The 21,133-nt window shown below is 72.8% G+C and carries 18 protein-coding genes; 3 read left to right on the top strand and 15 right to left on the bottom strand.

Annotation, left to right across the window (positions count from 1 at the left end; genetic code table 11):
- Positions 1 to 2,277: a DUF6571 family protein gene (locus ACFW1I_RS04100; RefSeq protein WP_384665832.1), complete on the bottom strand. Its 2,277-nt coding sequence runs from the start codon at positions 2,275 to 2,277 to the stop codon at positions 1 to 3.
- 20 nt (positions 2,278 to 2,297) lie between these two features.
- Positions 2,298 to 2,729, bottom strand: a complete 432-nt coding sequence (locus ACFW1I_RS04095; protein WP_384665830.1) for a hypothetical protein — start codon at positions 2,727 to 2,729, stop codon at positions 2,298 to 2,300.
- A gap of 261 nt (positions 2,730 to 2,990) precedes the next feature.
- Here ACFW1I_RS04095 and ACFW1I_RS04090 point away from each other — a divergent pair, with 261 nt between their 5' ends.
- Positions 2,991 to 4,946 (top strand): protein kinase, encoded by a 1,956-nt coding sequence (locus ACFW1I_RS04090; protein WP_384665828.1) that lies wholly within the window; start codon positions 2,991 to 2,993, stop codon positions 4,944 to 4,946.
- Positions 4,947 to 5,020: 74 nt separating this feature from the next.
- Here ACFW1I_RS04090 and gatB read toward each other — a convergent pair whose 3' ends face one another.
- The 9 genes from gatB to ACFW1I_RS04045 all read right to left on the bottom strand — a co-directional run bounded on the left by gatB (position 5,021) and on the right by ACFW1I_RS04045 (position 15,617).
- Positions 5,021 to 6,532 (bottom strand): Asp-tRNA(Asn)/Glu-tRNA(Gln) amidotransferase subunit GatB, encoded by a 1,512-nt coding sequence (gene gatB, locus ACFW1I_RS04085; protein WP_384665826.1) that lies wholly within the window; start codon positions 6,530 to 6,532, stop codon positions 5,021 to 5,023.
- A 16-nt stretch (positions 6,533 to 6,548) separates the two neighbouring features.
- Positions 6,549 to 6,782, bottom strand: coding sequence for a hypothetical protein (locus ACFW1I_RS04080; protein WP_189800629.1), 234 nt, complete (start codon positions 6,780 to 6,782; stop codon positions 6,549 to 6,551).
- Between the two features lie 5 nt (positions 6,783 to 6,787).
- A complete protein-coding gene (gene gatA, locus ACFW1I_RS04075) occupies positions 6,788 to 8,281 on the bottom strand; it encodes an Asp-tRNA(Asn)/Glu-tRNA(Gln) amidotransferase subunit GatA (protein ID WP_384665824.1) in 1,494 nt (497 codons plus the stop codon).
- 2 nt (positions 8,282 to 8,283) lie between these two features.
- Entirely contained in the window at positions 8,284 to 8,580 is a 297-nt protein-coding gene (gene gatC / locus ACFW1I_RS04070; RefSeq protein WP_030492502.1) for an Asp-tRNA(Asn)/Glu-tRNA(Gln) amidotransferase subunit GatC, read from the bottom strand.
- Positions 8,581 to 8,691: 111 nt separating this feature from the next.
- The gene (locus tag ACFW1I_RS04065; protein ID WP_384665822.1) at positions 8,692 to 10,923 is read right to left on the bottom strand and encodes a putative bifunctional diguanylate cyclase/phosphodiesterase; all 2,232 of its coding nucleotides are present in this window, start codon (positions 10,921 to 10,923) and stop codon (positions 8,692 to 8,694) included.
- 203 nt (positions 10,924 to 11,126) lie between these two features.
- The gene (ligA, locus tag ACFW1I_RS04060; RefSeq protein WP_384665820.1) at positions 11,127 to 13,328 is read right to left on the bottom strand and encodes an NAD-dependent DNA ligase LigA; all 2,202 of its coding nucleotides are present in this window, start codon (positions 13,326 to 13,328) and stop codon (positions 11,127 to 11,129) included.
- A gap of 33 nt (positions 13,329 to 13,361) precedes the next feature.
- A complete protein-coding gene (locus tag ACFW1I_RS04055) occupies positions 13,362 to 14,360 on the bottom strand; it encodes a methionine synthase (protein WP_384665818.1) in 999 nt (332 codons plus the stop codon).
- Between the two features lie 11 nt (positions 14,361 to 14,371).
- Positions 14,372 to 15,070, bottom strand: coding sequence for an SDR family oxidoreductase (locus ACFW1I_RS04050; RefSeq protein ID WP_384665816.1), 699 nt, complete (start codon positions 15,068 to 15,070; stop codon positions 14,372 to 14,374).
- 7 nt (positions 15,071 to 15,077) lie between these two features.
- Entirely contained in the window at positions 15,078 to 15,617 is a 540-nt protein-coding gene (locus ACFW1I_RS04045) for a TIGR00730 family Rossman fold protein (protein ID WP_384665814.1), read from the bottom strand.
- Between the two features lie 117 nt (positions 15,618 to 15,734).
- On the opposite strand from ACFW1I_RS04045, the gene ACFW1I_RS04040 reads away from it, so the two are divergent.
- The gene (locus tag ACFW1I_RS04040) at positions 15,735 to 16,316 is read left to right on the top strand and encodes an alpha/beta fold hydrolase (protein ID WP_384665812.1); all 582 of its coding nucleotides are present in this window, start codon (positions 15,735 to 15,737) and stop codon (positions 16,314 to 16,316) included.
- Positions 16,317 to 16,329: 13 nt separating this feature from the next.
- On the opposite strand, the gene mnmA is transcribed toward ACFW1I_RS04040, so the two are convergent.
- The gene (gene mnmA / locus ACFW1I_RS04035; protein WP_384665810.1) at positions 16,330 to 17,454 is read right to left on the bottom strand and encodes a tRNA 2-thiouridine(34) synthase MnmA; all 1,125 of its coding nucleotides are present in this window, start codon (positions 17,452 to 17,454) and stop codon (positions 16,330 to 16,332) included.
- A gap of 60 nt (positions 17,455 to 17,514) precedes the next feature.
- Here mnmA and ACFW1I_RS04030 point away from each other — a divergent pair, with 60 nt between their 5' ends.
- Positions 17,515 to 18,183, top strand: a complete 669-nt coding sequence (locus tag ACFW1I_RS04030; protein WP_384665808.1) for an N-acetylmuramoyl-L-alanine amidase — start codon at positions 17,515 to 17,517, stop codon at positions 18,181 to 18,183.
- Here the strand turns inward: ACFW1I_RS04030 and ACFW1I_RS04025 are convergent.
- From ACFW1I_RS04025 to ACFW1I_RS04015, 3 genes are all read right to left on the bottom strand, one after another.
- On the bottom strand, positions 18,176 to 19,339 hold the full coding sequence (locus ACFW1I_RS04025; RefSeq protein ID WP_384665807.1) for a cysteine desulfurase family protein: 1,164 nt from the start codon (positions 19,337 to 19,339) through the stop codon (positions 18,176 to 18,178). The two genes, ACFW1I_RS04030 and ACFW1I_RS04025, sit on opposite strands and share 8 nt — an antisense overlap.
- Before the next feature lie 103 nt (positions 19,340 to 19,442).
- Positions 19,443 to 20,306: a thioesterase family protein gene (locus ACFW1I_RS04020; protein ID WP_384665805.1), complete on the bottom strand. Its 864-nt coding sequence runs from the start codon at positions 20,304 to 20,306 to the stop codon at positions 19,443 to 19,445.
- 22 nt (positions 20,307 to 20,328) lie between these two features.
- A complete protein-coding gene (locus ACFW1I_RS04015; RefSeq protein WP_384665803.1) occupies positions 20,329 to 21,006 on the bottom strand; it encodes a trimeric intracellular cation channel family protein in 678 nt (225 codons plus the stop codon).
- Positions 21,007 to 21,133 lie beyond the last annotated feature (127 nt).

Here is a 21,133-nt window from a genome sequence, read left to right as displayed (position 1 = left end):
TCAGTTCTCCCCTGAGGTTCGGAGGACGGCGAAGTCGCGACCGATGGCATGAGCCGATGCCGTCTCGGTAGAGGCGGAACCCTTGTAGTCCTGGATCTGGTCTCGCGTGAGCCCGGCGGCCTTCCCGGCCCGTTCCACGGCATCCTCGGCGGATCCCTTGGCGAAGAGCTCGGCCTGCGCATAGCCCGATGCCGCTTCGTGGCGGGCCTCTGTCGACTTGTCCTGGTTCGCCTTCTCCGTGAGGGACTCGGTGACGTCCTCCTTGATCCAGCCGATGATGTCGCCGCCCACGGGCAGCATCTCCAGGTACTTGCCCCCCACGAGGTCGATCGTGCGGTTCGCCCACTTGGCGTTCTCCGCGACGCCCTCGTTGTACTCCTTGTCCTCGCGCGCCGCGGCGTCGACGACGGCCTGGGCCCTCGCCTCGCTCATCATGCCCGCGATCTCACCGCCCGGGTGGACGGCGTTCCGTACGGCCTCGCCCGTGTCGGCGTACTTCTCCGGGTTCTGGAAGACGTCGGACACGAGGGCCGTGGTGAACGCCTGCTGGGCGTTGGTGATCGCACCGTACGCGTCGGGGTCCTGGCCGACCGCGCCGAGGAACTGGGCCATCTCTGCCTTCTCGAACTCCGCCCTCTCGCCGAAGGGCTTGATCCGGTCCGCGCCGTTCTCGGCGGTGGCCTGGAGGTCCGGCATGTACTCGGCGGCCATGTTGCCGAGGTTCGGGGCGATGCCGGCGAGCGGGCCGTCGTCGACGGCCAGCTCCGGTGACGTGCCGATCTTCTCGACGACCTTCTCCATGACGCTCGCCATGGTCTTGGTGTGTTCCACGGGCTTCGCGTCCTCGTCGCCGGGGACGCGGCCGGTGACGGCGGCTTCCAGGGCGTTGCCGGTGGCCGCCTGGCCGGGGTTCGGCTCGCCGCCGGAGACCGTGTCGTAGTAGTCGTCCGTGGGCTTCTTGTCGAGCATGTGGTCGACGACGCTCTTCGCGTCCTTGCCCGTCAGCTCCTCGTCCGCGAGGGTGACGATGCCGTCCTTGTTCGAGTCCGAGCGGATGTTCTCGTCGAAGAAGGTCGCGGAGGCCGCCGGATTGTTGGCCATGGCCTCCATGAGGCCGGTGAGGGGGTTGTAGCCCTTGCCGCCGGTCTCGTCGAGGTTGATGCGCATGTCCATGTTCGTCGGCAGGGACTCCGACCAGCGGCCCGGGTCCTCCCGGTCCATGGCGACCATGTCCCGGCCGACGGACACCAGGAAGTCCTTGTCGTACGTGCCCTCCCGGAGGAGGCCGCTCAGGGCCTGGTAGCCGTAGATCTTCGAGAAACCGGCGCCGGGGATGTCGAGCTCCTTGCGGCCGGACTTCAGGAGCTCGTTCGTCCACACGGCGTCGAGGTGGTTCGGGGTCGACCGCTGGGTGGCGAGGCCGAGCATGGCACCCATGTCGGACTGGATGTTGCGGACCATGTCGACGCGGTCCTGGCCGGCCGGGCCCAGGGACGTCGCGTTCAGCGACATCTCCGCGTACGCGTCGAGCGTGGCCGCCGGACCCACCCAGCGGTAGAAGCCGGTCGCGAACTCGGGGTCGTTCCGGTTGTCGTCGAGGAGGTCCTCCAACTCCTTCAGCTCGGCGACGTTCCGCGCCGTGCCGCCCTCGCCGGTGACCTTCTTCAGCAGCTCCGCGGCCCGGGCCACCTGCTCCTCGTCGAGGGTCTTGTAAGTCGGAGCGGTGAAATTGTGGTCGTCCTTCACGTTCGCCGCGAGCGCGCGCCGCAGCGACTCGTCGGCGTCGGCGCAATCCTCGACGATGCGATCGATCTTCACCTGCCAGGCGGCCACGGCCTCCTGCTGCTTCCGCACGTCCGCGGCGTAGTCCTTGTAGTCCGGGTCGTGGCGCGCGGCCACGTCCTTGGACAGGTCGTGCCGTGGCGTGACCTTGCCCTTCGCGTCGATGTGGACGCCCGCGGCCGGGCCCTCCTCGTCCCTGATCCTGACGAGCGCGTCCCGGGCCGTCAGGAACGAGGTGTGGGCGTCGGCGAGCAGCAGCTGGATGCCCTTCGCCTGCGCCTCGGCGTCCTCGAACTCCTTGGCCGTCTTGGCGATGAAGGGCCGGGTGACGTCGGAGTTGACGCCCTGCCACTGGGCCTTGTCGGTCTTGGCCTTCATGCCCTCGCGGGCGTCGGTGGCGAGCGTCTTCAGCCTGGTCGCCATCTCCGACCAGTCGTCCGCGGCCTGCTTCAGCTTGGCGACGGGCGCGTTGACGACGTCGTCGAATGTCAGCACGGCGGTTCCCCCTCGGCTTCCTACTTGAAGTACTCGTTGATCTTGGACGTGGAGAGGAGGTCGCCCCCGATGTCCGCGTCGTCCTTCGCGTGGGTGGACTTCGTGTAGTCGAGGTGGTTGGAGATCCGGGCGCAGGCGTCCAGGAGCGTCCGCAGTTGGCTGTTCCACCGGTCGTGCACCTTCAGCAGCTCCGATCCGCTGGTGAAGTTGCCGTTCGTGAGGGCGATCGACGCGTCGAAGGTCGCGGGCCGGGCGTGGTCGCCGTCCCGGGAGAGCCGCCCGTACAACAGGTACGCCTCGTGGCCGATCGCCCCGAGGTCGTCGCGGTTCACCACGAGGTCGCCGGATCCCGCCGTCGTGCCCGCGTTTCCGTCAAGTCCGTTCAGCCGCATCCCGGTCGCCTGCCGCTGCGCGGTGTCGGTCTTGAGCTGTTCCCACTCGTTCCAGGACATCCCACTCCCCCCTCGTTCGGCCCCTGTGCACGGCCCGCGGACCTCACGCGCGCGAGTCGCTCGCTTCACAGTAGCCAACAGGGGCATGTCGCACCCGCCCGGGGGACGGGCTCGGTGCCTGCGCGTGTGCGAAGGGAGCGTGGTCGCGGGCGGCGCGTACCGGCTTCGTCGGAGCGGGGTGGTGCCACGTAGCTCGGTTGACCCCCGACTGCCCCGGGCGGCAAGCTGACTTCCTGTCATTCACTGTGCCTTGGGGGAAAGTTGAGCAAGTCGGCACACCACATCGGGCCTGACTCCGCACCGGACCGCTACCGGTTGCTGCGCTCCATCGGACGCGGCGGGGAGGCCGTGCTCTATCTCGCGGAGATCGAGCTCGCGGGCGGTACCGAACCCGTCGTCGTCAAGGTCCTCGACTCCAAGACGACGATCACGCCCGAGATCTTCGAGCGGGTCAGCCGCAAGTGGAACGAGCAGGCGGAGCTGCTGCGCTTCGTCAGCCGTCCCGGCGTCGTCGGGGTGCGCGAGCACTTCCAGGGCTCGCCCATCCACGCGCCCGGCGAGTCCGGCACCCTCACCGGCCGGGCCCTCGTCCTCGTCATGAACCACGTCGACGGGCTCGACCTGCGCGACTGGCGCGCCGAGCGGACCCTGGCCACCCCCGCCGAGCGGCGCGAGGTCATGCGGACGCTGGAACAGCTCGCGGACGTCCTCGACTGGCTGCACTCCGGCAAGGCCACCCCGTCCGGGCGGACCGTCGTCCACGGCGACCTCTCGCCGGGCAACGTGATGGTCGACGAGCACGGCCAGGCCACCCTCGTCGACTTCGGCCTCAGCAAGCTGACCGCCGACCACCAGACCGCCGAGGTCTGGTTCACCCCGGGGTACGCGGCGCCGGAGATCTTCGAGGGCAAGCGGACCCCGGCCACCGACCGGTACGCCTTCGGTGCCATCGCCTACTTCCTGCTGAGCGGCCAGTCCCCGCCGGCCTCGCCCGAGCAGCTCGCGGCCGCGTTCGCCGCCGTGCCGCAGGTCGCCGGGCTGTCCGAGGAGCAGCGCAGGAGGGTGCTCGCCATCGCGGCGGCGGACCCGGACAAGCGCCCGCTGTCGCTGTCGTCGTGGGTCAAGGAGGTCCGGCACGGGGTGGTGTCCACCACGACGACCTCCCGCCCGGTGACCCCGCAGGACGCCGTCCCGCCCCGTCCCTCCGACGCCCCCGCCGTGCCGCCGCTGCCCCCGGTGGCGCCCCCGCCGACCACTCCCCCGGCCCCGGTCGCGGCACCGGTCGCGGCACCGGTCGCGGCCCAGGAACCGGCCCCGGCACCCCAGGACGCCGTACCGCAGAACCCCGTACCGCAGAACCCCGAGCCCGCGCCCGCCCCGGTGCCGGCCGCGCCGCTCGGGTACGACGCCGGGCAGGGCGCGTACGGAGCGCCGACCGCCGGGATGCCGGCGTACGGCGGTCAGGGCTACGGGCCGCCGACGGCCGGGATGCCCACCGTCGGGGGGCCGGGCGGGCCCCGTCCGCCGGAGCCGCGCAAGAGCCGCAAGGGGCTGGTGATCGGCGCCGTGAGCGGTGTCCTCCTGATCGCCGTCCTCGCCGTGATCGGCATCCGGCTGCTCGGCGACCGCGAGGCCGGGAACGGCAAGAACGACCAGGCCGGTCCCTCCGGGGCGACGACCTCGGCGCCGGCGAGCGCCGAGACGCCCTCCGAGGAGCCCACCACCGAGGAGCCCACCGACGAGCCGACGACCGAGGAGCCGACGGAGGAGCCGAGCGCCGAGCCGACCGACAGCGGCAGCCCGTCGCTCGACCCCGGCTCCGTGCCGGACTCCCGCGAGGCCGACCTCACCACCCTCGCCTCGGTCAGCGACCCCGACTCGTTCAGCGTCGGCAGCGCCAAGATCAACACCACCGAGTACGGCTCCGCGCTGATCGGCGACTGCTACAACGGCGCCTACGTCGAGTACGACCTGAACCGGGAGTGGAAGACCTTCGAGTTCACCGCCGGCGTCGACGACGGCTCCAAGGTCGAGACCGCGCGGGTCGTGATCTCCGTCGACGACAAGCCCGCGCTCTTCAACGAGACCGTGCACCTGGGCAAGCCGATCTCCGAGACCCTGGACATCACCGGGGCCCTGCGGCTGCGCCTGAAGGTCGAGGAGACCTGCACCGACTCCGGCAGCGGCATCATCGCCGCCCCGATGCTCAAGCGGTAGCCAGTACGACGAGGGCGGCCCCGCACCGGAACTCCGGTGCGGGGCCGCTCTCGTACGCGTCCGAGCGGGACGGATCAGCCCTCGCTGACGCCCAGCCGCTCCAGGATGAGGTCCTTGACCTTCGCCGCGTCGGCCTGGCCACGGGTGGCCTTCATGACCGCGCCGACCAGCGCGCCGACCGCCGCGACCTTGCCGCCGCGGATCTTGTCGGCGATGGCCGCGTTGCCCGCGATGGCTTCGTCGACGGCCGCGCCGAGCGCGCTGTCGTCGGAGACGACCTTCAGACCGCGCTTCTCGACGACCTCGTCCGGGGTGCCCTCGCCTGCGAGGACGCCCTCGATGACCTGACGGGCCAGCTTGTCGTTGAGGTCGCCGCCGGCCACCAGGGCCGAGACCCGGGCCACGTCCGCCGGCGTGATGGGCAGCTCCTCCAGGGAGACGCCCTTCTCGTTGGCGTTGCGGGCCAGCTCGCCCATCCACCACTTGCGGGCCGAGGCCGCGTCCGCGCCCGCCTCGATCGTGGCGACGATCGGGTCGACCGCGCCCGCGTTGAGGATGGACTGCATCTCCTGCTCGGAGACGGCCCACTCCTCGCGCAGCCGGTTGCGGCGCACGCGCGGCAGCTCCGGCAGGCCCTTCCGCAGCTCCTCGACCCACTCGCGGGCCGGGGCGACCGGGACCAGGTCCGGCTCCGGGAAGTAGCGGTAGTCCTCGGCGTTGTCCTTGATGCGGCCGGAGGTGGTGGAGCCGTCGTCCTCGTGGAAGTGACGGGTCTCCTGCACGATCGTGCCGCCGGACTCCAGGACCGCCGCGTGGCGCTGGATCTCGAAGCGCGCCGCCCGCTCGACCGAGCGGAGCGAGTTCACGTTCTTCGTCTCCGAGCGGGTGCCGAAGGTCTCGGAACCCTTCGGCATCAGCGACAGGTTGACGTCGCAGCGCATCTGGCCCTTGTCCATGCGCGCCTCGGAGACGCCCAGGGCGCGGATCAGCTCGCGCAGCTCGGCCACGTACGCCTTGGCGACCTCGGGGGCCCGCTCGCCGGCGCCGACGATCGGCTTGGTGACGATCTCGATCAGCGGGATGCCGGCCCGGTTGTAGTCGAGCAGCGAGTGCGAGGCGCCGTGGATGCGGCCGGTCGCGCCACCGATGTGGGTGGACTTGCCGGTGTCCTCCTCCATGTGGGCGCGCTCGATCTCCACGCGGAAGACCTCGCCGTCCTCCAGCTGGACGTCCAGGTAGCCGTTGAAGGCGATCGGCTCGTCGTACTGGGAGGTCTGGAAGTTCTTCGGCATGTCCGGATAGAAGTAGTTCTTCCGGGCGAAGCGGCACCACTCGGCGATCTCGCAATGCAGCGCGAGGCCGATCTTGATGGCGGACTCGACGCCGATCTCGTTCACGACCGGCAGCGCGCCGGGCAGACCGAGGCAGGTCGGGCAGGTCTGCGCGTTGGGCTCGGCGCCCAGCTCGGTCGAGCAGCCGCAGAACATCTTGGTCTTCGTGCCGAGCTCGACATGGACCTCCAGGCCCATGACGGGGTCGAACGAGGCCAGTGCCGCCTCGTACGACAGCAGTTCAGTGACAGTCACGGTGGAACTTTCCCTCTCAGCCCAGCAGGACGTCGTCGTCGCCGAGGCGCTTCAGCTCGCGGTACAGGATCGCGAGGCCGGTGACGATGGCGGCGGCGGACACGGCGGAGTCGATCAGGCGCAGCACGTCGTGGTCGTTGCGGGCCAGCTTGGCCTGCTTGGCGACGCTGACGGCACCGAACGCGGTGGTCGCGAGCGAGACGTAGATGCCGGTCTTCGACTTCTTGAAGTTCTTGGCCTTCTTTGCCATGGCACTCACAGCGACGGAGCCTCCTCGATCAGCGGGTGTCCCCACTTTTCCACGAAGGCCGCCTCGACGGCGGCACCGACCTTGTAGAGCCGGTCGTCCTGCATGGCGGGGGCGATGATCTGCAGCCCGACCGGGAGACCGTCCTCCGGCGCCAGGCCGCAGGGCAGCGACATGGCGGCGTTGCCGGCCAGGTTGGTCGGGATGGTGCACAGGTCCGCGAGGTACATCGCCATCGGGTCGTCGGCGCGCTCGCCGATCGGGAAGGCGGTGGTCGGGGTCGTCGGGGAGACGATCACGTCGACCTGCTCGAAGGCCTTCTCGAACTCGCGGGTGATGAGGGTGCGGACCTTCTGGGCCGAGCCGAACCACGCGTCGTAGTAGCCGGAGCTGAGCGCGTACGTGCCCAGGATGATGCGGCGCTTCACCTCGGGGCCGAAGCCGGCCTCGCGGGTGAGGGCGGTGACGTCCTCGGCGGACCGGGTGCCGTCGTCGCCGGCGCGCAGGCCGTACCGCAGACCGTCGAAGCGGGCCAGGTTGGACGAGCACTCGGAAGGCGCGATCAGGTAGTACGCCGAGAGGGCCAGGTCGAAGGTCGGGCAGTCCAGCTCGACGACCTCGGCGCCCAGCTCCTTCAGCAGCTCGACGGACTCGTCGAAGCGCTGCATGACGCCGGCCTGGTAGCCCTCGCCGCGGAACTGCTTGACGACGCCGACGCGCATCCCGGCGACCGAGCCGTTGCGCGCGGCCTCGACCACGGGCGGGACCGGCAGGTCGATGGAGGTGGAGTCGAGCGGGTCGTGGCCGGCGATCGCCTCGTGCAGCAGGGCCGCGTCCAGGACCGTACGGGCGCAGGGGCCGCCCTGGTCGAGGGAGGAGGAGAAGGCCACCATGCCGTAACGGGAGACCGCGCCGTAGGTCGGCTTGACGCCGACGGTGCCGGTGACGGCGGCGGGCTGGCGGATCGAGCCGCCGGTGTCCGTGCCGATGGCGAGCGGGGCCTGGTACGCGGCGAGCGCGGCCGAGGAGCCGCCGCCGGAGCCGCCGGGGATCCGGGTGAGGTCCCACGGGTTGCCGGTCGGGCCGTAGGCGCTGTTCTCGGTGGAGGAGCCCATGGCGAACTCGTCCATGTTGGTCTTGCCGAGGATGACCACGTCGGCGGCCTTCAGGCGCTTGACCAGCGTGGCGTCGTACGGCGGGATCCAGCCTTCGAGCATCTTCGAGCCGACCGTGGTGGGCACGCCCCGGGTCGTGAAGATGTCCTTGAGCGCGAGCGGGACGCCGGCCAGCGGGCCGAGCTTCTCGCCGCGGGCGCGCTTCTCGTCGACGGCGCGGGCCTGCGCGAGGGCGCCCTCGCGGTCGACGTGGAGGAAGGCGTGCACCTTCTCGTCGACGGCGTCGATGCGGGCCAGGTGGGCCTCGGTGACCTCGACCGCGGTCAGCTCGCCGGAGGCGATCTTCGCGGCGATCTCGGCGGCGGTGAGCTTGATGATGTCCGTCATGGTCAGTCCTCCCCCAGGATCTGCGGCACCTTGAAACGCTGCTGTTCCTGGGCGGGGGCGCCGGAGAGCGCCTGCGCGGGGGTGAGCGAAGGGCGGACCTCGTCCGCGCGCATGACGTTCGTCAGCGGCAGCGGGTGGGAGGTCGGCGGTACGTCCTGCTCGGCGACCTCGGAGACGCGGGCGACCGCGCCGATGATGTCGTCGAGCTGACCGGCGAAGTGGTCGAGTTCCTCGTCGGCGAGTTCCAGACGCGCCAGCCGAGCGAGGTGTGCGACCTCCTCGCGCGTGATGCCAGGCATGCAGCGATCCTCTGGGGTGAGTCTGATGGTGTTGGGCCCAATCCTATGGGGCCCGCACCACTCCCCGTGAAACGGTCGGCCCGGACGGACCCCCGGTCCGTCCCGTAGGGGTCACTGCACGACGTGTCCGGGGGCCGGGTCGAGCGCGGTGACGGGGGCGGTGTCGACCGCCCGGCGCCAGCCGTGCTCGCCGCGGGCGAGCAGCCAGGCGGTGGTCTCGGCGGGCGGCATGGCGGCGGAGACCAGCCAGCCCTGGACGGCGTCGCAGCCCAGGTCGCGCAGCCGCTCCCAGGTCTCGTCGTCCTCCACGCCCTCGGCGACGACGAGCAGGCCGAGGGAGTGGGCGAGGTCGACGGTGCAGCGGACGATCTCGGCGTCCTCGGTGTCGACGGCGAGCCGGGCGACGAAGGAGCGGTCGATCTTCAGTTCGCTGACCGGGAGCCGGCGCAGGTGGACGAGGGAGGAGTAGCCGGTGCCGAAGTCGTCCAGGGACATCTTGACGCCGTGGCCGGTGAGGCCGTTGAGGGTGTCGGCGGCGCGCTGGGGGTCCTCCAGGAGGACGTGTTCCGTTATCTCCAGCTGGAGCGAGCCGGCCGGGACGCCGTGCCGGGCGAGGCGGGCGGCGACGGCGCCGGCGAAGCCGGGGGTGTGGACGTCGCGCGGCGAGACGTTGACGGCGACGGGCACCTCCAGGCCCTGGGCGCGCCAGCGGGCGACCTGGGCGAGGGCGGTCTCCAGGACGTACTCGGTGAGGTGCGGCATCAGCCCGGAGGACTCGGCGATGGCGATGAACTCGTCCGGTGGAACCTTTCCGCGCTCGGGGTGGACCCAGCGGACGAGGGCTTCGAGGCCGGCGACCTGGCCGTCGAAGCGGACCTTCGGCTGGTAGTGCAGCTCGACCTCGCCGGCGTCGAGCGCGCGGCGCAGGTCGCCGAGGAGGCCGAGGCGGTCGGGGGTGTTGGAGTCGCGCTTGGACTCGTACACCTCGACGCCGGTGCGGTCGCGCTTGGCCTGGTACATGGCGACGTCGGCGCGCCGGAGCAGGCCCTCGGCGTCGGCGGCGTGCTCGGGGTAGACGGCGACGCCGGCGCTGGCCTCCAGGACGAGGGTGAGTCCGTCGAGGTCGAGCGGGGAGGAGAGGGCGGCGACGAGGTGGCGGGCGACCCGCTGGGCGCTGGTGGTGGAGTCGGCGACGGGCAGCAGGACGGCGAACTCGTCGCCGCCGAGCCGGGCGGCCTCGGCGCCGCGGGGCAGGGCGAGGCGGAGCCGGTCGGCGATCTGGAGGAGGAGCCGGTCGCCGGCGAGGTGGCCGAGGGTGTCGTTGACCGAGCGGAAGCGGTCGAGGTCGATGAGGACGAGGGCGGCGCGGGCCTGCTCGCCCTCGGCGTCCTCCAGCGCGGTCCAGGTGCGTTCGAGCAGCCACTGGCGGTTGGGGAGGCCGGTGAGCGGGTCCTTGAGCTGTTCCTCGGCGCGGGCGCGGGCGATCCACAGGGTGGAGTCGAGGGCGATCAGCGGGATCGCGAAGAGCGGCAGGAGGACCGGGTAGGCGGCGGCGACGACGCAGATCAGCGGGGCGATGCCGAGCAGGGCGACGGCGACGAGCCCCTGGCGGAGCAGGGCGGTGCGGGCGACGGTGGGCAGGCCGCGGCCGGGCGGCGCGAGCGTGTACCACAGCAGCAGGCGGGTCGCGAGGAGGTAGGCGCCGGCGGCGAGGACGATCTCCGGGGCGTCGGCGATCCCCCAGTCGAGCGGCTGCCAGGGGTCGTCGACGCTGGGGACGTCGCCGAAGACGGCGAGGACGAGGGCGGCGGCGCCGACGCCGAGGATGTCGGCGGCGCCGTGCAGCAGACCCTGTCGCCAGCGGTGCCGGCGGGCGGCGCTGACGAGGACGACGACGGTGAGCGAGACGAGCCCGGCGGGGACCCAGCCGTACAGCAGGAGGACGGCGAGGGTGAGGGCGGCGCCCGATCCGGTGCCGCCCCACCAGCGCTCGCGGCCGAGGGCGACCAGGTGGCCGACGATGAGGCCGGTGAGGAGGGCGAGGGACCAGCCGGTGACCCCGCCCGGGAAGAGCGGGTGGCCGGTGGTCAGGGCCCGCTGGAGCCCGGTGACGAGCACGGCGGCGGCGGTGCCCAGCACGGCGGCGGGCAGCCCGGTGAAGCCCGCGGGGAGCACCCGGCCGCGCGGCCGTGGCACCGGGGCGGCACTCTCGGTCGGTTCCATTCCCGTCCCTCTCACAGGCGGCGGTGCCGTCGCTGTCCGATGGGCCGCGCGCGGCGGCCCGGGTGGCGTCCGGCCGCCGGTCGTGCGCTCCGCCCGCTTCGGGGGCGGGGCGCATGGCACGGGGCCGTTCGTCCTGGCGCACGGCCGCGCAGAACCCTCGCGCGGCGGTGCGGGACGAGACGCACGGTCACCACACTAGGCCGCCGAGGGCGCCGAGGGGCAGCGCTCTCCCTCTCTTGCCCGAATGCGGCCTGGCCACCCGTAACGATCTGGTATGCGCCGAACGGGTGAGCTTCCGGGGTCCGGGGAGGGCCGGCCGGCGGTCACTCCTCGACCGGCTGTGCGGCCTCCCGGGCGGCCTCGGGACCCTGTTCGAGCAGGATCTTGAAGCCCTCCTCGTCCAGAACCGGAACCTTCAGCTGCATGGCCTTGTCGTACTTGGAACCCGGGTTCTCCCCCACCACGACGAAGCTCGTCTTCTTGGAAACGGAACCGGTGACCTTGGCTCCGCGGCTCTGGAGCGATTCTTTTGCGCCATCCCGGGTGAACTGCTCCAGGGTGCCGGTCACGACGACCGTCAGGCCCTCCAGCGGGCGCGGCCCCTCGTCCTCCCCGGCGCCCTCGTCCTCCAGGGTGACCCCGGCGGCGCGCCACTTCCGCACGATCTCGCGGTGCCACTCCTCGGAGAACCACTGCTTCACGGCGGCGGCGATGATGCCGCCGACGCCGTCGACGGCGGCCAGCTCCTCCTCGGTGGCCTGCTCGATCCGCTCCAGGGAGCGGAACTCGCGGGCCAGCGCCTCGGCGGCGACGGGGCCGACGTGGCGGATGGAGAGGCCGTTGATGAAGCGGGCGAGCGGGCGGGTCTTGGCGGCCTCGATGTTCGCCAGCATGGCGAGGGCGTTCTTCTTCGGCTCGCCCTTCTGGTTGGCGAAGACGGTGACGATCTTCTCCTCGCCGGTCTTCGGGTCCCGCTTGGGCAGTCCGGAGTCGGCGTCGAGGACGTACGCCTTGATCGGCAGCAGCTGCTCGATGGTGAGGTCGAAGAGGTCGCCCTCGTCGGCGAGCGGCGGCTCGGCGGGCTCCAGGGGCCGGGTGAGGGCGGCGGCGGCCACCGCGCCGAAGTTCTCGATGTCCAGGCACTGGCGGCCGGCGAGGAAGAAGAGCCGCTCGCGCAGCTGGGCCGGGCAGGTCCGGGCGTTCGGGCAGCGGAGGTCGATGTCGCCCTCCTTCATCGGCTTCAGCGCCGTGCCGCACTCGGGGCACTCGGCCGGCATCACGAACTCCCGCTCGGTGCCGTCCCGCAGGTCGACGACCGGGCCGAGGATCTCCGGGATGACGTCGCCGGCCTTGCGGAGCACCACGGTGTCGCCGATGAGGACGCCCTTGGCCTTGACGACCTCCTGGTTGTGGAGGGTGGCGAACTCGACCTCGGAGCCGGCCACGGTGACCGGCTCGACCTGGGCGTACGGGGTGACGCGGCCGGTGCGGCCGACGCCGACCTTGATGTCGACGAGCTTGGTGTTGACCTCCTCCGGCGCGTACTTCCAGGCGATGGCCCAGCGCGGGGCGCGCGCGGTGGTGCCGAGCCGGCCCTGGAGGGGGATCTCGTCGAGCTTGACGACGACGCCGTCGATCTCGTGCTCGACGGAGTGGCGGTTCTCGCCGTGGTACGCGATGAACTCGCGCACCTCGGGGAGGGTGCCGACCACCTTGTTGTGGGTGGCGGTGGGCAGGCCCCACTCGTGGAGCAGCTCGTACGCCTCCGAGAGCCGGGTGATCTCGAAGCCCTCGCGGGCGCCGATGCCGTGCACCACCATGTGGAGCGGACGGGTGGCGGTGACCTTGGGGTCCTTCTGGCGCAGCGAGCCGGCGGCGGCGTTGCGCGGGTTGGCGAAGGGCTTGTCGCCGGCCTCGACCAGGCGGGCGTTGAGCGCCTCGAACGCCTCCATGGGGAAGTAGACCTCGCCCCGGATCTCGACCAGCTCCGGGATCCGGTCGCCCTGGAGGCGTTCGGGGATGTCGGCGATCGTGCGCACGTTGGGCGTGATGTCCTCGCCGGTGCGGCCGTCGCCGCGGGTGGCGGCGCGGGTGAGCCGGCCGTGCTCGTAGGTGAGGTTGACGGCGAGGCCGTCGACCTTGAGCTCGCACAGGAAGTGGAAGTCGGGGGTGCCGACGTCCCGGGCGACGCGCTCGGCCCAGGTGGCCAGCTCCTCGTCGTCGAAGGCGTTGTCCAGCGAGAGCATGCGCTCGCGGTGCTCGACGGCGGTGAAGTCCGTCTCGTACTGCCCCGCCACCTTCTGGGTCGGCGAGTCGGGCGTGCGCAGCTCCGGGTACTCCTCCTCCAGCGCCTCCAGGGCGCGCAGGAGCCGGTCGAACTCCGCGTCGCTGACGACCGGCTGGTCCTTCACGTAGTACCGGAAGCGGTGCTCCTCGACCTGCTCGGCCAGCTCGGCGTGCTTCTCGCGCGCCTCGGCGGGCACGACCGCCTCACCGTCGGGCAGGGCCCCCTGTTCGACTGCCACCTTCGTCCGTCCTCCCGTACCTTCAGAACCCGGTCACTCTGGGTTGTCCGCGAGCGATCTCGCCGCCCGGGCGCAGTGGGCGAGCGCCGCCCGGGCGTACGCGGGCGAGGCGCCCGCGAGCCCGCAGGTGGGGGTGACGACCACGGACTCGGCGAGAGTCCCCGGATTCAGCCCCAGCCTGCGCCACAGCGTCCTGACACCCATGACGCTACCGCCCGGGTCGGACAATGCCGTGTCGGTGGACGGCACCACACCGGCGAAGAGCTTCGTGCCGGCCTCCACGGCCTCGCCGATGGGCTCCTCGTCACGTTCGGTGAGCAGGCCGAAGTCGAACGAGACGCCGGCGGCCCCGGCGCGGCGGAGCAGCGCGAAGGGCACGCCGGGGGCGCAGGAGTGGACGACGACGGGCCCGTCGTGGGCGGCGATCACGTCCCGCAGGGCGCCCTCGACGACCTGCCGGTCGACGGCGCGGTGGGTGCGGTAGCCGCTGGCGGTGCGGATCTGCCCGAGGAGCACGGCGGTGAGCGAGGGCTCGTCGAGCTGGAGCACGATCCGGGCGCCGGGGACGCGCTTGGCGACGTCGGCGAGGTGCTCGCGCAGGCCCTCGGCGAGGGAGGCGGCGAGGTCGCGGCAGGCGCCCGGGTCGCCCAGGGCGGCCTCTCCGCCGCGGAGTTCGAGGGCGGCGGCGAGGGTCCACGGGCCGACGGCCTGGACCTTGAGGGGGCCCTCGTAGCCCTGGGTGAACTCCTCCAGGGCGTCGAGGTCCTCGCCGAGCCAGGAGCGGGCGCGGCGGGTGTCGCGGCCGGGCCGGTCGCTGATCCGCCAGCCGCTGGGCTCCACGTGCGCGTACAGGTCGACGAGCAGCCCGAGGGTGCGACCGATCATGTCGGCGCCGGGGCCGCGGGCGGGGAGTTCGGCGAGGAAGGGGAAGTCCTCGAAGGTCCCGGTGACGGTCTTGGCGGCTTCGCGGGCGTCGCCGCCGGGCAGGGAGCCGACGCCGGTGGCGGGGCCCCACAGCTTGGTCTCGCTCATGTGCCGGCCCCCTATCGTCCCGGACGGACCGTCAGGTCGTTGACCTCGGCGTCGCGCGGGAGGTCGAGGGCCATCACGATGGTGGTCGCCACGGACTCCGGGTCGATCCACCTGCCGGGGTCGTACTCCTTGCCCTCCTGCTGGTGCACCTTGGCCTGCATGGGGCTCGCCGTGCGGCCGGGGTAGACGGAGGTGACCCGGACGCCGTTCGCGTGCTCCTCGTGGCGCAGGGCGTCGGCGAGGGCCTTCAGGCCGTGCTTGGAGGCGGCGTACGCGCCCCACTCGGCGTGCGCGTTGAGCCCGGCGCCGGAGTTCACGAAGAGGACGTGGCCCTGGGTGAGGCGGAGCTGCGGCAGGAAGTGCCGGGTGAGCTCGGCGGGGGCGACCAGGTTGACGTTCAGCTGGTGGTGCCAGGCCTTGGGGGTCAGCTCCCCCACCCCGCCGAGGTCGACGACGCCGGCGATGTGCAGCAGCGAGTCGACCCGGTCGGGCAGGCTCTGGTGCGAGAACGCCCAGGAGAGCCGGTCCGGGTCCGCCAGGTCACCGACGAGCGTGCGGGCGCCGGGGAACTCGGCCGCCAGCTCCTTCGCGCGCGCCGCGTCGCGCGCGTGCAGCACGAGTTCGTCCCCGCGCGCGTGCAGCCGCCGCGCGACGGCGGCGCCGATGCCGGAGCCGGCCCCGGTGATCACATGAGTAGCCATGGTCACCATGGTCCCATCAGCGGGCGGCGATCTCGCTCTCCAGGTACGCCAGGGCCGTCGCCCCGTCCTCGGCGAAGAAGGCCAGCTCGGCGAGGGGCCTGGGGAGGAAGCCCTCGTCCTCCATGCGCTGGAACTGGGTCTTGAGGCCGTCGTAGAAGCCGGCGGTGTTGAGGACGACGACGGGCTTGGTGTGCTTGGCGTGCTTCTTCAGCTCCAGGATCTCGGTGGCCTCGTCGAGGGTGCCGGTGCCGCCGACCATGACGACGATCGCGTCGGACTTGGCGAGGAGGAGCGCCTTCCGCTCGGCCAGGTCCTTGGTGATGGTCATCTCGTCGGCGTTCGGGCGGGCCTTGGCGGCGAGGAAGTCGACGGAGACGCCGACGAGGCGGCCGCCGGCCTCCTGGACGCCGTCCGCGACGACCTTCATCAGGCCGGTGTCGGAGCCGCCCCAGACGAGGGTGTGGCCGGCCTTGCCGAGGAGGCCGGCGAACTCGCGGGCGGGGGCGGTGTAGCGCTCGTCGAGGTCGGCGGCGGAGAGGAAGACGCAGATGTTCATGCCGCCACCGTAGAACACCCTCTTCGCTCCACGGCTCTGACCTGCGGGTTTATGAATTCTTCGGGAAATCCCGGGCCGCGGCGATGAGTTCCGGTGAGTCCGCCGGTCTGCCCTGCCATGGACGAGGTGAAGACGGTCGTGTCACGGGACGGGACGCCGATCGCGTACGCGCGGTACGGGACGGGGGCCGCGGACGGGCCCGCGGTGGTGCTGGTGAGCGGGGGCCCCCGCTCGCGGGCGGGCGAGGCGCCGCTGGCCCGGCTGCTGGCCCGGAGCCGCCCCGTGTTCGTGTACGACCGCCGGGACGAGGGCGCGAGCGGCTGCCCGGTCGAGCGGGAGGTCGAGGACCTGGCGGCGGTGCTCGCGGCGGCGGGCCCCGGGGCGGCGGTGCACGGCACGGGGACGGGCGGGGTCCTCGCGCTGGCGGCCGCGGCGGCGGGGGTGCCGCTGGGGGCCGTGTCGGTCTTCGAGCCGCCGTACGACGCCACGCTCGGGCCGCTGCCGGAGGTCCGCGCGCGCGTGCTGGTGGTCGACGGGGGCGCCAGTCCGGCGCCGGTGCGGCGGGCGGCCCGGGAGCTGTCGGCCCGGCTGCCGCGGGCGCGGCACCGGACGCTGACGGGCCAGACCCACGAGGTGGCGCCGCATGTGCTGGCGCCGGTCCTCGCGGAGTTCGTGGCGGAGGCGACGGACGCCCTGTGAGCGGGCGGCCGTCCTACGCGGGCGCGGCGGCCGTGCGGCGTACCGTCGTCGCGATCGTCGCCGAGCCGACCACGCGGGTGCCGTCGTAGAGGACGATCGCCTGGCCGGGGGCGACGCCGCGGACGGGCTCGTCGAAGGTGACCCTCAGCTCGCCGTCCTCCATCGCCGCGTCGACCGGCGTCTCGCCGCCGTGGGCGCGGAGCTGGGCGGTGTAGCGGCCGGGGCCCTCGGGGGCGGTGCCGCACCAGCGGGGCTTGATCGCGGTGAGGGCGGTGACGTCGAGGGACTCGGCGGGGCCGACGGTGACCGTGTTGTTCACGGGCGAGATGTCCAGGACGTAGCGGGGCTTGCCGTCGGCGGCCGGGTGGCCGATCCGCAGGCCCTTGCGCTGGCCGATGGTGAAGCCGTACGCGCCCTCGTGGGTGCCGAGCTTGGTGCCGGACTCGTCGACGATGTCGCCCTCCGCCCTGCCCAGGCGGGTGGCGAGGAAGCCCTGGGTGTCGCCGTCGGCGATGAAGCAGATGTCGTGGCTGTCGGGCTTCTTGGCGACGGCCAGGCCGCGCCGCTCGGCCTCGGCCCGGATCTCGTCCTTGGTGGTGAGGGTGTCGCCGAGCGGGAACATGGCGTGGGCGAGCTGCTGCTCGTCGAGGACGCCGAGCACGTACGACTGGTCCTTGGCCATGTCGGAGGCGCGGTGCAGTTCGCGGCTGCCGTCCTCGTTCAGCACCACGGTGGCGTAGTGGCCGGTGCAGACCGCGTCGAAGCCGAGGGCGAGCGCCTTGTCGAGCAGGGCCGCGAACTTGATCTTCTCGTTGCAGCGCAGGCACGGGTTGGGCGTGCGGCCGGCCTCGTACTCGGCGACGAAGTCGTCGACGACGTCGGCGCGGAAGCGCTCGGCGAGGTCCCAGACGTAGAACGGGATGCCGATGACGTCGGCGGCCCGGCGCGCGTCCCGGGAGTCCTCGATGGTGCAGCAGCCGCGCGCGCCCGTGCGGAAGGACTGCGGGTTCGCGGAGAGCGCGAGGTGCACGCCGGTGACGTCGTGGCCGGCCTCGACGGCTCGGGCGGCGGCGACGGCGGAGTCCACACCGCCGGACATGGCGGCGAGGACGCGAAGGGGGCGCGGAGTCTCAGTCATAGCCCTACCAGGGTACGGGGCGGCGGGAACCGCGCGGCCGGGACCGGCGTTCTGGGGAGCATGGGGAGCGAGAACGGCAAGAAGCGGGGGGTCGGCCGGCGGGCCGTGCTGCTCGGCGGCGGCGCGGCCGTGGTGGGCACGGCGGTGCTGGCGCGCGAGGAGCTGGCGCGGGCCTGGTGGCGGCTGCCGGGCATGGAGAAGCCGCGGACGGACGGGGAGCTGGACCACAAGGCGGCCGAGTGGACGGCGGCGCACCAGGCGAACTGGCGGCGGGCGGACCGCCCGGACGACTACCGGATCGACCGGGTGGTGATCCATGTGGTGCAGGGCTCGTACGCGACGGCGCTGAAGGTGTTCCGCAATCCGCTGCACGGGGCGGCCGCCCACTACGTGGTCCGCAAGGACGGGCACGTGGCGCAGATGATCCGGGAGCTCGACGTGGCCTTCCACGCCGGGAACCGGGACATGAACGAGCGGAGCGTCGGCATCGAGCACGAGGGCTTCGTGGACCGGCCCCAGGACTTCACGGCCGAGATGTACGCGGGGTCGGCGCGGCTCGCGGCGGACATCTGCCGGCGGCACGGGATACCGGTGGACCGGGAGCACATCATCGGGCACGTGGAGGTCGAGGGCACCGACCACACCGATCCCGGCCCGCACTGGGACTGGGACCGGTATCTGGCCCTGGTCCGGAAGGAGCTGACGAAGCTCCCGGCCCGGACTAGCTGAGGCCGGCGGTCCTGGCGCGCTCGACCGCCGGGCCGATGGCGTCGGCGACGGCCCGTACGTCGTCCTCGGTGGAGGTGTGGCCGAGGGAGAAGCGGAGGGTGCCGCGGGCCAGCTCGGGGTCGGCGCCGGTGGCGAGGAGGACGTGGCTGGGCTGGGCGATGCCGGCGGTGCAGGCGGAGCCGGTGGAGCAGGCGATGCCGGCGGCGTCGAGGAGGAGGAGCAGGGAGTCGCCCTCGCAGCCGGGGAAGGTGAAGTGGGCGTTGGCGGGGAGCCGGTCGACCGGGTCGCCGCCGAGGATCGCGTCGGGGACGGCCGTGCGGACGGCGGTGACGAGGGCGTCGCGCAGGGCGCCGATCTCGCGGGCGAAGGTCTCCTGCCCGTCGGCGGCGAGACGGGCGGCGGTGGCGAAGGCGGCGACGGCGGGGACGTCGAGGGTGCCGGAGCGGACGTGCCGCTCCTGGCCGCCGCCGTGCAGCACGGGGACGGGGGTGTGCTCGCGGCCGAGCAGCAGGGCGCCGATGCCGTAGGGGCCGCCGATCTTGTGGCCGGAGACGGTCATGGCGGCGAGGCCGGAGGCGGCGAAGTCGACCGGGAGCTGGCCGACGGCCTGGACGGCGTCGGCGTGCAGCGGGACGCCGAACTCGGCGGCGGTGTCGGCGAGCGCCCGGACCGGCATGACGGTGCCGATCTCGTTGTTGGCCCACATCACGGTGGCGAGGGCGACGGACTCCGGGTCGCGGGCGATCGCCTCGCGCAGCGCGTCGGGGTGCACCCGCCCGTGGGCGTCGACGGGGAGGTACTCCACCTCGGCGCCCTCGTGGCCGGCGAGCCAGTCGACGGCGTCGAGGACGGCGTGGTGCTCGACGGGGCTGGCGAGGACGCGGGTGCGGCGGGGGTCGGCGTCCCGGCGGGACCAGTAGAGGCCCTTCACGGCGAGGTTGTCGGCCTCGGTGCCGCCGGAGGTGAGGACGACCTCGCTGGGGCGGGCGCCGAGCGCGGCGGCGAGGGTCTCGCGGCCCTCCTCGACGGTCCGCCGGGCGCGCCGCCCGGCGGCGTGCAGGGACGAGGCGTTGCCCGTGACGGCGAGGTGGGCGGTCATCGCCTCGATCGCCTCGGGCAGCATGGGCGTGGTCGCGGCGTGGTCGAGGTAAGCCATGGTGGGTCGATTCTACGAGCCCGGTCACGGCGCTCCTCGACGAGCCCGTTCCTGGTCCCCGGCGGCCGTACGGTTCAGGCCACGCCGCCAAAGGCCCGCCGGTTCAGTCGCGCGGGGCGCGGGCGAGCTGGCGGGACTGGGCGACGAGCCGGCCGGCGCTGTCCCAGACCTCGGCGTCCTCCTCCAGGAAGCCGCCGGCGAGGTTGCGGGTGGTGATGGAGATCCGCAGCGGGCCGGGGGCGGGGCGGCAGCGGACGTGGGTGGTGAGCTCCACGGTCGGCGTCCAGCCCTTGAGGCCCAGCTCGAAGGAGGTCGGCGGCAGGGCGTCGACGGCGAGGAGCAGGGAGAGCGCGTCGGGCTCGCGGCCGTCGGCGAGGCCGAACCAGGCGCGCATCTCGCCCTTGCCGGAGGGGGCGCCGAGCGCCCAGCCGACGCAGGCGGGGTCGAGGCGGAGGTCGAGGCGCTCGGTGATCGCGGAGGAGCCGGGGATCGGCGGGGCCGGGCCGTCGGAGGCGCTGAAGCACCGGTCGATCGGGGCGAAGGCGGGCGGCACGGCGCTGGTGCGGACGTCGTCGGTGAGGGCGTCGAGGTCGCCGTAGGAGGCGAGGACGCGGATCCGCTCGACCTCGGTGCCGTCCTCGGCGTACTGGTAGAGCGAGGCGGTGCCGGTGGAGAGGGTCCGGCCGGTGCGGACGGTCTCGGTCCGGATGACCGCGGGGCCCGGCACCGACGGCGTCAGGTAGTGCGCCGAGATGGTGAACGGGTCGGGGTGCGGCAGGTGGTCGCCGAGGGCGCGGCCGAGCAGGGCGAGGAGGTAGCCGCCGTTGACGGCGTGGATGATCGTCCAGCCGGCCGAGAGCTCGGCGTCGTAGACCCCGGGCTCGCGGAGGGTGACGGCGGTGTCCCGGTCGAACTCGCTGCGCGCCTCGGTCCGCGGGGCCGGGCTCGTCTCGGTACTCGTGCTCATGTCCCGAAGGTACAGCAGGAAATTACTGAGCGGTAGCTTTTTCGGGCTCCTCGCGGGCGGACGACCGGCGGTTCCAGGCGCGCGGCGCCCGCCAGTGGAAGCGCATGGCGAGCAGCCGCAGGAGGAAGGCGGTGAGCACGGCCGCGCCGCTGGTGTACGCGTTCAGGACGTCGAAGCGGATGCAGAGGACGACCATGGCGGCGCCGACGATCGCGGGCACGGCGTAGAGGTCGCGGTCCCAGCGGAGCAGCGAGGGCACCTCGTTGGCGAGGACGTCGCGCAGCACACCGCCGCCGACGGCGGTGGCGAGGCCGAGCGCCGCCGAGGAGGTGAGGCCGAGCCCGTAGTCGTACGCCTTCGTCGTCCCGGTCACGCAGAACAGGCCGAGGCCGGCCGCGTCGAACACGTTCACCATCGTCTGGGTGCGCTCCACCTCGGGGTGGAGGAAGAAGACGAGGGCGGTGGCGACCAGCGGCATGAGGAAGTAGCCGAGGTCGGTGAAGGCGGCCGGGGGGACGGCCCCGATGATGAGGTCGCGGAGGAGGCCGCCGCCGAGCGCGGTGACCTCGGCGAGCACGGCCATGCCGAAGACGTCGAAGTTCTTCCGGACGCCGAGCAGGGCGCCGGAGATGGCGAAGACGAAGATCCCGACGAGGTCGAGCGTGTGTTGGACCGACGGGCTGAACAGATCGTGGAGCACCGGCCAATTGTGCCGTGTGTTCGGAAGGGGGGGGCGGGGCCCCCCACCGCCGCCGGGCCGCACCCCGGCGGCGACCAAGTGACCCGCCGGCGCCCCCGCGCGCGGGGGGAGGCGCCGCCGGGCACAC

The organism is Streptomyces sp. NPDC058955, assembly GCF_042741435.1.
GTDB lineage: Bacteria > Actinomycetota > Actinomycetes > Streptomycetales > Streptomycetaceae > Streptomyces.
Note: the sequence above shows the minus strand (reverse complement) of the source record. Positions and strands in the feature narration are given on the sequence as shown.

Bases quoted from the DNA above. Each gene is read 5' to 3' on its own strand.
- ACFW1I_RS04095 (WP_384665830.1), bottom strand. From the start codon at position 2,729: ATGTCCTGGAACGAGTGGGAACAGCTCAAGACCGACACCGCGCAGCGG.
- ACFW1I_RS04080 (WP_189800629.1), bottom strand. From the start codon at position 6,782: ATGGCAAAGAAGGCCAAGAACTTCAAGAAGTCGAAGACCGGCATCTAC.
- gatA (WP_384665824.1), bottom strand. From the start codon at position 8,281: ATGACGGACATCATCAAGCTCACCGCCGCCGAGATCGCCGCGAAGATC.
- gatC (WP_030492502.1), bottom strand. From the start codon at position 8,580: ATGCCTGGCATCACGCGCGAGGAGGTCGCACACCTCGCTCGGCTGGCG.
- ACFW1I_RS04055 (WP_384665818.1), bottom strand. From the start codon at position 14,360: ATGAGCGAGACCAAGCTGTGGGGCCCCGCCACCGGCGTCGGCTCCCTG.
- ACFW1I_RS04050 (WP_384665816.1), bottom strand. From the start codon at position 15,070: ATGGTGACCATGGCTACTCATGTGATCACCGGGGCCGGCTCCGGCATC.
- ACFW1I_RS04045 (WP_384665814.1), bottom strand. From the start codon at position 15,617: ATGAACATCTGCGTCTTCCTCTCCGCCGCCGACCTCGACGAGCGCTAC.
- ACFW1I_RS04040 (WP_384665812.1), top strand. From the start codon at position 15,735: ATGGACGAGGTGAAGACGGTCGTGTCACGGGACGGGACGCCGATCGCG.
- mnmA (WP_384665810.1), bottom strand. From the start codon at position 17,454: ATGACTGAGACTCCGCGCCCCCTTCGCGTCCTCGCCGCCATGTCCGGC.
- ACFW1I_RS04030 (WP_384665808.1), top strand. From the start codon at position 17,515: ATGGGGAGCGAGAACGGCAAGAAGCGGGGGGTCGGCCGGCGGGCCGTG.
- ACFW1I_RS04025 (WP_384665807.1), bottom strand. From the start codon at position 19,339: ATGGCTTACCTCGACCACGCCGCGACCACGCCCATGCTGCCCGAGGCG.
- ACFW1I_RS04020 (WP_384665805.1), bottom strand. From the start codon at position 20,306: ATGAGCACGAGTACCGAGACGAGCCCGGCCCCGCGGACCGAGGCGCGC.